Annotated in this window: 12 protein-coding genes; 5 read left to right on the plus strand and 7 right to left on the minus strand. The window is 61.9% G+C overall.

The window, feature by feature from the left end; genetic code table 11:
- Positions 1-184: 184 nt before the first annotated feature.
- Positions 185-1,195: a hypothetical protein gene (locus RH90_RS20090; RefSeq protein WP_232280449.1), complete on the plus strand. Its 1,011-nt coding sequence runs from the start codon at positions 185-187 to the stop codon at positions 1,193-1,195.
- Between the two features lie 73 nt (positions 1,196-1,268).
- Here the strand turns inward: RH90_RS20090 and RH90_RS20095 are convergent, their stop codons facing one another.
- The 5 genes from RH90_RS20095 to RH90_RS23705 all read right to left on the minus strand — a co-directional run bounded on the left by RH90_RS20095 (position 1,269) and on the right by RH90_RS23705 (position 7,425).
- The gene (locus RH90_RS20095; RefSeq protein ID WP_037493882.1) at positions 1,269-1,613 is read right to left on the minus strand and encodes a hypothetical protein; all 345 of its coding nucleotides are present in this window, start codon (positions 1,611-1,613) and stop codon (positions 1,269-1,271) included.
- Positions 1,610-2,290, minus strand: coding sequence for a ParA family protein (locus RH90_RS20100; protein WP_010188528.1), 681 nt, complete (start codon positions 2,288-2,290; stop codon positions 1,610-1,612). The genes RH90_RS20095 and RH90_RS20100 overlap by 4 nt, the downstream gene beginning before the upstream one ends.
- A gap of 1,809 nt (positions 2,291-4,099) precedes the next feature.
- Positions 4,100-5,008, minus strand: a complete 909-nt coding sequence (locus tag RH90_RS20105; protein ID WP_010188530.1) for a replication initiator protein A — start codon at positions 5,006-5,008, stop codon at positions 4,100-4,102.
- A 242-nt stretch (positions 5,009-5,250) separates the two neighbouring features.
- Positions 5,251-6,609: a plasmid replication protein RepC gene (gene repC, locus RH90_RS20110; protein ID WP_010188532.1), complete on the minus strand. Its 1,359-nt coding sequence runs from the start codon at positions 6,607-6,609 to the stop codon at positions 5,251-5,253.
- Between the two features lie 669 nt (positions 6,610-7,278).
- Positions 7,279-7,425 carry a hypothetical protein gene (locus RH90_RS23705; protein WP_157134768.1) on the minus strand — a complete coding sequence of 49 codons (147 nt, stop codon included), beginning with the start codon at positions 7,423-7,425 and terminating at the stop codon, positions 7,279-7,281.
- A gap of 1,676 nt (positions 7,426-9,101) precedes the next feature.
- Between RH90_RS23705 and RH90_RS20115 the strand changes: the two genes are divergently transcribed.
- The 4 genes from RH90_RS20115 to RH90_RS24105 all read left to right on the plus strand — a co-directional run bounded on the left by RH90_RS20115 (position 9,102) and on the right by RH90_RS24105 (position 10,892).
- Positions 9,102-9,524 (plus strand): sigma-70 factor, encoded by a 423-nt coding sequence (locus RH90_RS20115; RefSeq protein ID WP_010188533.1) that lies wholly within the window; start codon positions 9,102-9,104, stop codon positions 9,522-9,524.
- 33 nt (positions 9,525-9,557) lie between these two features.
- Positions 9,558-9,899 carry a hypothetical protein gene (locus tag RH90_RS20120; RefSeq protein ID WP_010188534.1) on the plus strand — a complete coding sequence of 114 codons (342 nt, stop codon included), beginning with the start codon at positions 9,558-9,560 and terminating at the stop codon, positions 9,897-9,899.
- A 177-nt stretch (positions 9,900-10,076) separates the two neighbouring features.
- The gene (locus RH90_RS20125; protein ID WP_232280450.1) at positions 10,077-10,412 is read left to right on the plus strand and encodes a hypothetical protein; all 336 of its coding nucleotides are present in this window, start codon (positions 10,077-10,079) and stop codon (positions 10,410-10,412) included.
- A 165-nt stretch (positions 10,413-10,577) separates the two neighbouring features.
- Positions 10,578-10,892 carry a MarR family transcriptional regulator gene (locus tag RH90_RS24105; protein WP_198283485.1) on the plus strand — a complete coding sequence of 105 codons (315 nt, stop codon included), beginning with the start codon at positions 10,578-10,580 and terminating at the stop codon, positions 10,890-10,892.
- On the opposite strand, the gene RH90_RS22930 is transcribed toward RH90_RS24105, so the two are convergent.
- Together RH90_RS22930 and RH90_RS20140 are read right to left on the minus strand one after the other, a co-directional pair.
- Entirely contained in the window at positions 10,796-11,128 is a 333-nt protein-coding gene (locus RH90_RS22930; protein ID WP_010188539.1) for a WGR domain-containing protein, read from the minus strand. The genes RH90_RS24105 and RH90_RS22930 overlap by 97 nt on opposite strands.
- Positions 11,129-11,285: 157 nt before the next feature.
- Positions 11,286-12,128 carry a DUF932 domain-containing protein gene (locus RH90_RS20140; RefSeq protein ID WP_010188540.1) on the minus strand — a complete coding sequence of 281 codons (843 nt, stop codon included), beginning with the start codon at positions 12,126-12,128 and terminating at the stop codon, positions 11,286-11,288.
- Between the last annotated feature and the right edge of the window lie 192 nt (positions 12,129-12,320).

Consider the following 12,320-nt stretch of genomic DNA (forward strand, 5'->3'; position numbering starts at 1 on the left):
CCGTCTGCTACCGGGAAAAGCGAGTTTGCAGCCATTTTTTACCCGTTATCGCAGGACGGCGCGTTTGGCCAGGGTCACGATAACCCCTTATTATCATGAGTTTTCGTACCGCGCTGTAGACCATAGTAGTTTATCCAGGATATAAACGGCCCATATGCGACCGCCATTATTTGACACATCGCTCTTGAGCGGAGCCGGCGTTGGCCGCGCGATTGAGCAATGCGCACTGGCGATTGCGCGTCTAGATGCGCGCGTTTCTGCCAGTTCCGTGACCAATGCCTGGGCGTTGCGTGCGGCTTGGACAGGCTACGCCCGGGCTCTGCGGTTGCACGGCGTCGAAATTGACGAAATCGACGTATTTTCATGGGGAACCGGCGTCTCGATTCCCAAACGACCAGCGCGCAACACCCTCCTCGATTCCTACGCTGCCTTCCCGATCTGGCGTGAGCGTATGGCGCAGAGAGGCAGGCACTGGGCAGAAGATTTACCGTTCACGCCGCGTCGCGACGAAGCATCATCCTCCCCTTCCCTCCTGGTTCGCGCGTTCGATCTTTTGACCCAATGGCTTCAGGCTGAGCTCGCTTTGGAAGCTTGGCTGGCGCTGCCGATCTTATTGCACCGCGTGGGAATCACGCAGGGCTTCCTGCCCTGCCTGATTGCCGGCGATGCCCGGCTCCGGTTCGGGACGCGCGATTCAGGCGCCCTTATGCGCCGGCTGCTCGGCGAGTTGTGCGATCGCGCGGAGGCGGGTCTACGGAGTCTGGACGCGATGGAGCGCGCACGCGCGCGAGCGCTCTGTATTTTGCGCGATCAGCGTCGGCCGGGAGCGCTCCGCGAGCTCCTCGCAATGCTGCAGGTCGCTCCCTTACAGACCCCGGAGGCGGTCTCTCGCTACCTGGGCCTTACCCTTTCGGGCGCAGGAAAACTGCTACAGCGAGCGGCCCAACTCGACTTGGTCATGGAGGTGAGCAACCGTCGCTCATGGCGGCTGTACATGACGCCAGATCTCGCCGTCGCGATGGGCTTTGAGGCACGGCCTCGCGGTAGGCCCCCACGTCGGTCAGCGGCAATTGTCACGCAGCCCGGTTCTTTGCTCTCTGCGTTCGACAGAGAGATGGCGGATTGGGAACGCCGCTTTGGACCGACCGCAGTTGAGGAGGCTAGTGATCGATGTGAGGACCCGTTGGACTTATAGTCCCCCGGATGCAAACTGACGTGTCGCATCGGACGCAGTGGTTACACGTCTCCGTTGTAACCGTTGCGTGCAGTCACGTTCCCTTTTTTTGACGTGCCGCCTCTGCTTCCTCAGCAAGATCGAGAAGCAACTTCATCGCCTCGCCCTTCTTCATGCGATGACGATAGGCGAAATCGTCATAACGCTGGCGGTCTTCAGGCAGCGTGCGAATGTGGAAGTTGGCTGTGTACAGCGCTTCGCGTGCCGCCACGGCCTTCTTCGTCGCTCCGGGCACTGCTGCCATCGATTCTGATTTGAACCCCAGCCGCTCCCCTCCTAGCTTGGCTGCATGGCGTTGCTGCGGCGTCGGGATCGGAATCTCGTCGTCATCGTCCATTGAGAAATTGGCCATGCCAGGGCGCGCTGCTTTCTCCGTCATGCTGGGACCTTCTCGTTCAGAATTTGAAGGACGTCGAGGGTGAAAGCCGCGGCATTGGCTCGTGCCGTCTCGAGCGACCCGACGTCCGTGTCCTTCATCGTCGCGAGCGTTCCGCCAAAGCTGAATAGAGCTCTGAACGCGCCGCGGTCGGCGAGCGCTGTGCCGATCATTGGAATGCCGGCCTCTTCCATGCCCGCGATGATCTGCTTCAACTCGCGCGACCACAGGCGCGACGACGCCTGTGTTTTTGCAAGGACGGCTGCAAATTTGAGCGGTTTGTCTCGGTGCTTGGAGACCTGCCGGACGTTCTTGAAGGCGCGCGCGGCTTCGTTGGAGTCCAGCGCGGAGCCCTGCATCGGAATCAGCGCGAGATTCGACACGAGCAAGGCGTTCGTAACCCGGCCGGACGCCCTCCCCTCCAAATCGACTATAACATATTGGGCGCGCTTGCGTGCGTCGCCGATCGTGTCGATGATGGTCTCTTCGTCGACCTCCTCGATCACTTCGATATTGTCGGGCTTCCCCGGGAGCGCCGCCCATTTGGAAAGTGGGAAGTTAGGATCGGCGTCGATCAGAATGACGTCCGCACCCTGGGCCGAAAGCTCGGTCGCCAGAAGTAGCGCGGTCGTGGTTTTGCCGACGCCGCCCTTCGGCGATAGCAAGGTGATCACAGGCATAGGAAACTCCGGCGAAAAGCGGCGTGACGATCCGATGAATCCTGTTACAGCGGGTAGAACGGTCCGGCAAGAGACGGCGAACCGCTTTAACCGTCATCTCCGAGCGCTCGTAGGGGTTATTTGTAACCGTTGTAACGTATGTGGCGGTATTTGATCGCGCGGAGTTTGGGTTCGCCAAGATGCACGGGTTGACCCCCCTCCCCTTCCCGCCTCGAACGCCCCGCGAATGCCGACTCAAAAACCCCTGACCGTTGGAAGCCGAACCGACGGCCCCTGTCCGCAAGCACAGAGCAGTGTGAGCGGCTCGGGCAGTTCGAGCGGTTCGAGCGGTTCGAGCGGTTCGCACAGTTACTCACCCGTCGGGTTCCGAACTCGTGGCCCTGTTCCGGTAATGGCCGCCCGCCGCTCGACGTCTGTAGCTCACAGTAACATGGCAAGTACCGAGACGCAGGTAAGTAGCTCGGCGGATCGTTGATCTAAACCCTCACCAAGATCGAACACCTGCGGCCCGTGTAACCGCAGGGTTACAGCTGTTCGAGCGCTCCGCTATATCCCCTTAGTCCGTTGTGGCCGTTGTGAGCGCTGCGTCCTCTGTTACCGTGATGCCCGCTGTAACCGCGATGACCACCGCGACCGCTGTATCTGTCGCATCCTTGCCTCGACTCAGTCCAACTACTCCGCCGGATGCGGAGGCCACAAAGACTTGCTGGTGAAGCTGGATTGCAGAAGGGCTCGCGTCGCTCGGTCCATGTCTCATACGCGGCCTCTATAACCCTTGTAACCGAACGGAGCGCGAGGTTCATCCTAACACATATTGCGTATCAGGCCGTAGCGCTTAGAGGGCAGGGGGGAGCTTCAGTTCTCCGGCAAGCATGACGTCCTCCATCCGCATCGCCTGGCAATCCACGTGCCCGCAAAAAGTCATAGGCAACAAAATTCCTCTAACCGCGCTACCCCCCTTAACCGTTGTAACCGCTGCGAAAGCTCTACCGGCGGGGATCTGGAGAGCACTGACCCTCCATCCCTGGAGGTGGGGAGGACGGGGAGCGTGGGCGACTGCCCGACCAGACAATTAGCGCGCGCGGTTCAAAGTGACCCAGCCGTACATCGCCTAGGTTAGATGTAACCGCTATAACCAGAGTAGCCGCTGCGACCGCTGAAACGCTGCCTCCACGTGGCAGAACGAGGCCCATCGTTAGCCCCGCAAACGAAGCCAAAGCCCCCGATAGATTCCGGCCCGTTCGGCAAGCGGAGCGCGGCGGGGCAGGCGAGCCGGCACCGTTGATCGGGCTGCGTCGATTGAGGGAAGCATGACCATTGCGGGGACGACGATCTGCGCCTCGATCCAGCAAGGCATCGTTATCGAACCGGAATTCGAACAGAAACCCCGGATGCGCGCGATCGGTCGCTGCAGCCAGAAGCCATCTGCTCCTAAAGGCGCTTACGGCTCAACCCAAACCAGGCCGTCCGGGGCAGGGCCTTATCAAACAAGCCCCGAACCTACCGGCGCTTGCTCCCGAGTAGCGACGAACTGTTGTAACCGCTAGCACCGTTATACCCGCACGGAGCTAACGGAAAGGGTCGCAACACGCTCGAGCGCGGGTGTATCGGGATGAACTCCGATAGTTCTCAATGACGGCGGTGGGAGGGGGCTCACGTGCAAGCATTGCCCCGCGATCGCGAAGCGCGGCTGGCGCAAAGGCGAGGCCCACAAACAACTGGGACGATAAGCAACCGCGCGGTACTGCAGAGACAGGCTATATCGAACGCTGAGCTGCCCCAACGTGGTCGGTCGGGTCGGTCGGACGCTTAAGCCGCGACGCTAGCAATCCGGGCAGGGGAGGGGGACCGCTTTCCACGTGGCGTAAAGACCACGACCGTGTCAGGCGTGTTGATCTTACGCCCGCGCGAGTTCAGTTTCGGTTCAGACGGGATCACCTCGGTGACCGTCATCGAATATTCCGGCAGGCGATCCTCGGTTTCGATCTCGCGAAGATGCTGCTTGAACTTGCGCAGGTCGGCGGTCGAGCCAACTTTCGCCGACAGCAGGTCGAGCGGCATTTCGACCTGCTCTCCCTCACAGTGGCAATGCGCGATCTCGTACAGGCGCCGCTCGATCGTGCCGAGCTTGAAGTAGTCATTATGGTAGGCATAGATCTGTCCATCGCGCTGGATAGCGCGATAGAGCCATTCGCACAGGCGGACCTTCACGATCCGCAGCTGCTCGTCGCCATTGGCCATTTTCTTGTAATTCGCGCGCGCTTCGGACAGCCACGAGAACCACCCGCGCTCGATCTCATTGCCGGTCTCGATGTTGGTCTTGATCTGCGTACCCTGCAGTCGCTCCAACGCATCGGTGAATCGCTGATAATCGCGCTTCGACGGCCGAGACACGCCGGTGCTGCGGAAAAAGTCGTGTGCCGTAAACGTGAAATCCCGCTCGATCTTCGCATCGTCGCCAATCTGCTGGGCCATCAGCGACGCGACGTAGAGGATGATCTCCTTGTCATACATCGTAGCGATGCCCGTAGCGCCAGGCCGAATCTGGATCGTGACGTCCTCCAGCTGGTAGTCGATATTCTTCTTCGTCGCGATTTTCGACAGCGGGAAAAACGGGAAATCCATCACGCTGCGCTCGCCGCGCATTTTCCCATACAGCGGGCTGTCGGTATCGAATAGGCTACCCTGTTGGGCAACGACAGCCTGGCTGGTGGTCATCCGTTGCCTTTCCCGGCGATGGAGGCGGTTTGATGTCCAACCGTTATACCCAAAATTTCGGTGTCCGGGAGCCGCTCTGTGCCTAGGCGTGCCCGAAAGCACGACTCTTTGTCAGGGGAGGGGGTTGAAGTCGCATATCACACACCTTTTGGGTCAATTCTGACCCTTTTGCCGGCAAATCGCTCGTGCTTTCGGGCACGGCTAGACGATCCTGGGCCGAAATTGGCGCTCAAAATGCACGATCACGCCTCGCTGTGCCCGAAAGCACGTGAAGAGCGACCGAGCGCTCGGCGAGCAATTTCTCCGAAAGATGAGGGCATTGCACCCGATTGCAGACATTGCATCTGAACAGAGGCCTGATTATCCCGCAATCCGTGGAAGGTTCGGCCAAGATTGAGTTCGCCCCTGGCAGCGCGCTCACTCATTCCGCGCAGATAGGCACCGGGCCGCAGGACCTCGCCCTGTCGATACTTGTGAACCGTCGCGATAACCGAGGCTGCAGCACCCCGATCGCCCATGAGTCGGCACGCCTCTTCCCAAGCGTGGCGATGGATCGAGTTCTGGTTCGCGAGCCGCTCCGCCAGGGCAACCATCTCGCCCCAGCCGCCGCTTGTGAATTCGAGTGGATGGCAAATCTGAGGGGTCACGGCTTCGATAAACGCCGCATCGACTCCGTGTTTCTCAAGGTCAGCCTCGACGCCGCTCTGAGCAGACCGGGCAATGCCCTCTGCGATTTCGCTACGGTTATCTGCAAAGCTCCTACTAGTAACTGCTTTAGCAGTTTGGAGGTCGTTTGTAGTTGTAGAGTGGGTGCATTCGTGTTCATCCGAGGATGCAATTTCACTACAAACAGACACCTGCTCAACAGCCTCCCGCTGCGCCAAAAGCGATGCGACCGAAGTCTCGAGAGCCTTTGCACGACCCTCAATCTGCTCGACGCAGCCAGTGAGGAGGGACGGATCCCGAACCTTCCGCATTTGGTGGGTCGCCATGAGAGCCAGCGCGAGCTCTTCCTCGGCGTTAGTGCCAGCCAAAGCGAAATCGAAGACGGTCTGAACGACGCCCGAAATTCGCCGGCGGGCGGCAGTGAGACGTCGCTTCAGCTGATCAACGGCCGCATCCTCCGCGGCGCCACGCTCGGCGATCGACCGGAACTCAGCATAGCGCGATCCGATCGGCGCCAGGACGATGCCATAGCCCCAGGCGATCTTGCCGTCCTCGCCTCGGCGGCCACCCCGATGTCCGTTCGGGCTGTCTCGGTGGCTGATGAGGCCAAGCGCGACCGCGCGGTTGAGCAGGTTCTGGACCTGGCGCACCTGCAACCCGAGCCTGCGCGCGAGAAGCTCGTTGCGAGGCCACACCACCGGAAGCGCACCAGCACGCCAATCATCGGGTTTTGTCCATGAAAACAACATGTCGAGCAGCTGCACGACGCTCGGCGGAATGCTGATATACGCCGACGCCCGCTTCATCGCGCCGAGCGCAGCGGCAGGCGAAATGGACTCTGGAAGTCCACGGAATTCTTCACTGAGCGTCGCCGCGCGAGCGGACGAACTGTCAAAGCGGCGGAAGCCGGCGCCTGGACGCTGGGCATAGGCCATCGATCGGTAACTCCTCATTTGGAGCCCGTGCGCACAATAAGCCTCAAGGCGCGAAACGCGCATATTGCTTGAGTTTGTGAGGGGAGCCTTCTAGGGAAGGAGTGTAAGATCGCTCCTATTGGGCACCCCGAAAAGCCCGGCCTTTCGCCGGGTTTTTCTTGTCAGCACGACATCTCCCTGCACCTTGTTGCACTGACCCGCGGTGCGGTATCGGCCAGCGGCCCCATGCAATTCTGACAGTCTGGATCGTTTGCGATCCGAATCGATCAGAGCATCGAACTCTCAAATGCTTAACCGTCGCAGATCATCTGGTGCGGGCGGATGTACGTGCTTTCGGGCACGGGGAGAGCGAAATGCTCGTGCTTTTGGGCACGGTCTCTCACCTCCTCGCGGATCGAGTGATCACTCCCAGACTCGCATCGACTCGTGCTTTCGGGCACGCCTAGGGCGATCCACTCGTGCTTTCGGGCACGGCTAGGCCCATCCACACGTGCTTTCGGGCACGGCTAGGCAAACGAATCGCGGATTCGGCTTCAAGAAAGGGTCGGGAATCGCTCCACGTGCTTTCGGGCACGGCGAGACTGAGACCGCGCGCGCCCGCTATTCCAACGCGGAGCTGCGAGGTGGGGCTGAAAGAGTGTCAGATCACGGGCTATACGGCCGCGCCAGTCACTTTTCCCAGGGCGGCTTCCGCTTGCGCGTACGCTTGCTGTCAAGCCGGTGCGCCAGTGCCGGCATCTCCTGTGCTTCGACTTCTGCCGTGAAGCTTGCCAAATCCGCGAGCCAGTTGCGGGTGCGGGTCTTCTGATCAAGCACGGGAACCTCCGCCTGTGGGTTTGAGGACGGGGACCGCCGGAGTATCGGCCGGGGTCGGGGTCAGGGCCCGCGCAGCGGCCGCGCGGGCGGGGCGGAAGGGTGCCGACTTTGCCGTTCTCGGGGCGGAGCGGGAGGCAACGAAAGCCCCGGCAAAATTGGGGTACCACGCATCCTTCACGCTGAGCCCTGACCAATTGTCACAATCGAGTATCGTCGGGGACAGACCGTCGGACGTCGGCGGGGCTGAGGGGTCGCTCCCCGCGGAACCAGCGCTGTGGCTGTGGACAGGGCATTCTCAATCTCATGTCCCTCTGGTCCAACCGGGGGGGCTGGGCGGGCTACGACCTCCCCAGGCCCACTCCTCGGCATTCATGGAAACGCGGGGCGCGAGAGCCCCCGCTCGGTGATTTTGATGCGCGCACTCTCGGACTGGGATTTCGGTCAATCGCCATAGGGTGAAATTCTTCCCGAAGGTTGTCATGTCCGAAGCCGATCGGTTTCGGAGACTGCTGCCTTGGTGGCTCAGGAGAGTGCAGGGGGGCAGCGAGAATCTGACGGGGTGGTGCGGGCGCACTGAGCGAACGCGAAGGAGCCACGGCCCTGCTGATTGTCGTTGCTGGGGAGAGGGGGCGGCGCGCCCCTTTCTCCGATCAGGCAAATGAATCTGTCGGCGACGCCGGCGTCAGTACCGCAGCGCGTCAGCGCGGCGCCCACAAGCAACGCACCCTGGCGGCGACCGGCCGGTGCGGCGGCGTGCGCGCGGGTCTGGGGGCCAGCCGCCGCCGCACCCCCACCGGGCAGAGAGAGAGAGTGCCACGCGGTCACGATAACATGCGCACCCTGTCGGCTTCGCCAGAAGCCGCAGCGCGCGCTCCACTGAACCGCGGTCCTCATCATCGCGGCGAAGCCAAGCGCGCGCGAGCGATCGTCGCCCACATGGGACGAGACGCCGGCAGGCGGCTCGGTCGTAGCGGAGCGGAGATAGAGCGCGGCCCGCCAGGGCGCGCCGTCATGGATCTACCGCCTTGACGAGCATGCTTGCGCCGTCGCCATCCGCCGCCGGACTGCGAACGCGCATAGCCTCAACTGCCGTTTCGACACGTCCGCGGCTGCCGTTCGGCATCGCAGCTCTATGTTGCAACCCCATCGGATACGCTAAAGATCTGCCAGTGCGAGACGCATAGCTCCAGGGCGAGTAGCGAAGCGGCGGAACAGCGCCCGGCTTAACGCGGCTTCCGACTGGTAGCCGACATCCGCCATCAACCCTGCCTTCGTGGCGAACAGCCGGGGGCGAGGGGGCAGCGAGAATCCGACGGGGTGGTGCGGGCGCACTGAGCGAATGCGAGGGAGCCACGGCCCGGCTGATTGTCGTTGCTGGGGAGAGGGGGCGGCGCGCCCCTTTCCCCGACCAGGCGAGCGAACGTCGTTGGCAACGCCGGCGCCCTCCTCAGGCGTCAGCCTGCGCGCGAGCGATCGTCACCCGCATGGGGCGAGACACCAAAGGTGGTTCGATCGGAGCACAGCGGAGATAGAGCGCGGCCCGCCGTGGCGCGCCAACGGCTTGTCGATGATCGATATCGTTTCGGTTGGACCTGACCGACCGTTACCTACGTCTTCACATAGGTTGGTTGTATCTGCCTCGAATTGCGGCGGATCGGAGCGCGTCAGGAGTATGAATGGATAGCGAGCGCTTCACCCGGTTGAGCGAACGCCAACGTGATTATCTCCGGCAGGTCTTCCAGCACCGCAATTCGCAGGAGATTGCGTTCGCGGCGAATGTCAGCGCCCGGGCTGTCGACAAGCAGCTCCAGCTTGCCAAGGACATCATCGGCGCGAACACGCGTTTCGAGGCGGCGCGCCTGTTTGCCGAGTATGAGGCAGGGGTAGAACATTTCTACCCTGCAAGCGCTCTACCTTCCCAGCGGGCGTTCTGGCCGCTTCCACTGCCGGTGCCGACCAAGGCACGATCGACGAACGCGTTGACGTGGCAGCAGGTTTTGGCCTGGGGAGTGATCATCGCGATCGCCGCCCCGGTTGCCATCACCGTCGCCGCCATGGTCATCATCGCCCTCGAGCTCTTGTTCGGTGTCCATTTATAACAGCGGCGCCGCGTGCGCCCTGGGAGGCGAGAAATGACTGACCTGGCAAGCTCGAGCCGCGTAGTGGCAACCGACCTTCGGCGTGCGGAACGCTCGATCAACATGGCGGCACGCGACACTGCGCAATTCCTGCTGACGACGCTCGATGTCACCGAAACGCACAAGCTTTCTCCGCCGATTACCCATCGTACGGTCAAGGCGACGATCAGCGCTCTCGCCGCGCTGGTCGAAAGTCAGGAGCAGATGGCACTGCGGGCGCATGTGAGCATAGAGAGGGCAGGAACCTACCTCGGCCTGACGGAGACGAACTGGGGTGAAGGCTACCCAAAGCCCGGAGCTGCACAGGAAGAAGATGATAAACGTCAACTTGCCTGAACCGCTTGTCGAGGTAGGCTCCGATGACCAAGCAGCGCTATGAACTTAAAGCTCCTCCTTGCCTTAGCGTACGACAGCGCGTTGCTAGCGACGTGCGCGTACGCGGTATTGCGAGGAGGTAGACCAGAGCGGTTCGGAGCGATCGTCCTCCTCTCAGGCTCGGTTGGGACGATCGCTTTGCGATGGCTTGCCATCGCGACTGGCGCGCCGGCGGAAATCGTCATTATGACGATCGATGTCGGCGTGACCGGAAGCTTCTTCTGGCTGGCAACGCGCAGCACACGTTTCTGGCCAATATGGGCCTTCGGCTTTGCCCTCGCAGATATCGTCATCTCGATGGCCGGTGCCATCCTGCCCCGAACCCAGCTGTTCGCATATCACACGGGGCTGGGCATCTACGCGTACCTAGCGCTCGGAGCGCTCGCACTTGGCACCTATCGCCTGCCGCGAGACGCCACACCCCAACAGCGACGGGGGCTTAGAGCGCAATGGAAAGCCCCGACACAGATTTGATCGACGTCAATGTGCGCCTGCCGCGTACACTCATCGAATCCGTCATCATACAAGCAGCGGCAGTCCCTGGTGATCAGGCTGGCCTTCGCCAAATGGGTCTTGGGAAGCCGTCGGCGCCGATCAAAGGCGTTCAAGAGCATCCGCTTTGGCGAGCCGACCTGGGACATGATCCTCGATCTCTACATCGCCGATCGGGAGGGAAGGCGCGTAGATGTATCGAGCCTTTGCCTCGTCAGCGGCGTCGCGCCCACGACGGCCAATCGCTATGTCGATTTGCTAGTCGACGATGAATTGATTTCGAAGGTCGGCGACGCCGATGACGGGCGTCGCTCCTTCGTCAATATTAGCGAAACGCTGCGCGGCGCGATCGACGAGTGGTTGGATCAGGCGGAAGCGAGTTTGACCGTCGCGGGCTGGACCGGTCCGTCGAACACGATATCGGACCATGACGACGATACCGAGCGGGCGCGCTCGCGATAAGCGACACCGAACCGCCGCGGTGCAGTCGCGCGGACGCGCAGGCAAGCGGTGACAAGTCGGCGCGCCTGGCGCTCATCATCGGCGACGTGCGTGATCGTTCGGCCGGGCGTACCAAGGCGACCGAACGTGATCGTCACCAACCAAGCACCGAACAGGTCCTGGCTTGCTTCGACGCGGTAGCGTCGTCGACAATTGCGAGCGGCGTCTATGGCCGCGAGCTCGATGCTGAAACACATGAGCACACGCTATCGATCGCGGCGGCGCTGTTCTAACGACTTGTCTGAATCACCCGACACGGGTGATCGATCTCCTGAATCACAGAAGGACCGGGCGGCCCGCCCAGGGCCGCCCGTGATTTTTTGGGCCACCCCGAAGGGTGGCCCGGATGGCCGATTAGCCATTTTTGAGACGCTGCATGCCCTCGGCTAGCGTCCACAACGCGCGATTGATTCCGACACCTTGATCGATGCCGTTGATCGGCCGCGTTGTGCTGCGACGCAGCTGACCGTTGGCATTTTGGCGACGTCCAGACAGTCCGCCGCGCAACACGTTTTCCTGAATGACGTTGAACGTGGTCCACCGGCTTTGCCCGACGTCCTCGCGGCGACGGGGATTGATGATCTGTTCAGGCCGAACTGGGATGTTCTCCTCGCCGTAGCGAGCGACAAGGCTCGCCTCTGCCAACACGCGCCGCTCCGGTTCGGACAGGCGAGTTTCCTTCATTTGCTCAGATGCGTCGATCAGTCGTGGGAAATCCTCGGCGACGGTGAAAACGCCCTCGATGATCTGGTCCTGGATCTTACCCTTGTGGCTGACGCGGACCTCCTCGAACCGGTCACCGGCAATCATGCTGTTGGTGCAAACGAACCGCAGCATCCCGGCAAACATCTGGTAGGCGCTGGTTCCGTCATGGCTGTTGACGATGATGACCTCGGCGGCTTCGGCCTTGCCGATCTGATCGTCCCGGCGAAGGCGTAGCATGTGCTTGGCGTGGCCGTGGCGGCTGCCGTCGCGCGGCACCGACTGGACCGCGAAAAACGGTTGCCATCCCTCGCAGCGCAATCCTTCGCCGATCTCGATCGTTGGAACATAGACGTAGCGATCCGAACGGCTGTCGTGCGCCTCGCCTGCGAAAATCGAGGGCACGTGGCTGCGCAGTGCGTCATTGTCGAGCGGCGTGCGGCCCGTGATCTGGTGGGCGTTACGAGCAAACCGGGTGGCGAGCTGGTGATACATGACTTTTTCCTTCCTCAATCGACCGCAGGGCGATGGCCCCGCCATCAACCCTGCCTTCGTGGCGAACAGCCGGGGGCGAGGGGGGCAGCGAGAATCCGACGGGGTGGCGCGGGCGCACTGAGCGGATGCGAGGGAGCCACGGCCCGGCTGATTGTCGTGGCTGGGGAGAGGGGGCGGCGCGCCCCTTTCCCC

The organism is Sphingomonas sp. PAMC 26605, assembly GCF_000241485.1.
GTDB lineage: Bacteria > Pseudomonadota > Alphaproteobacteria > Sphingomonadales > Sphingomonadaceae > Sphingomonas.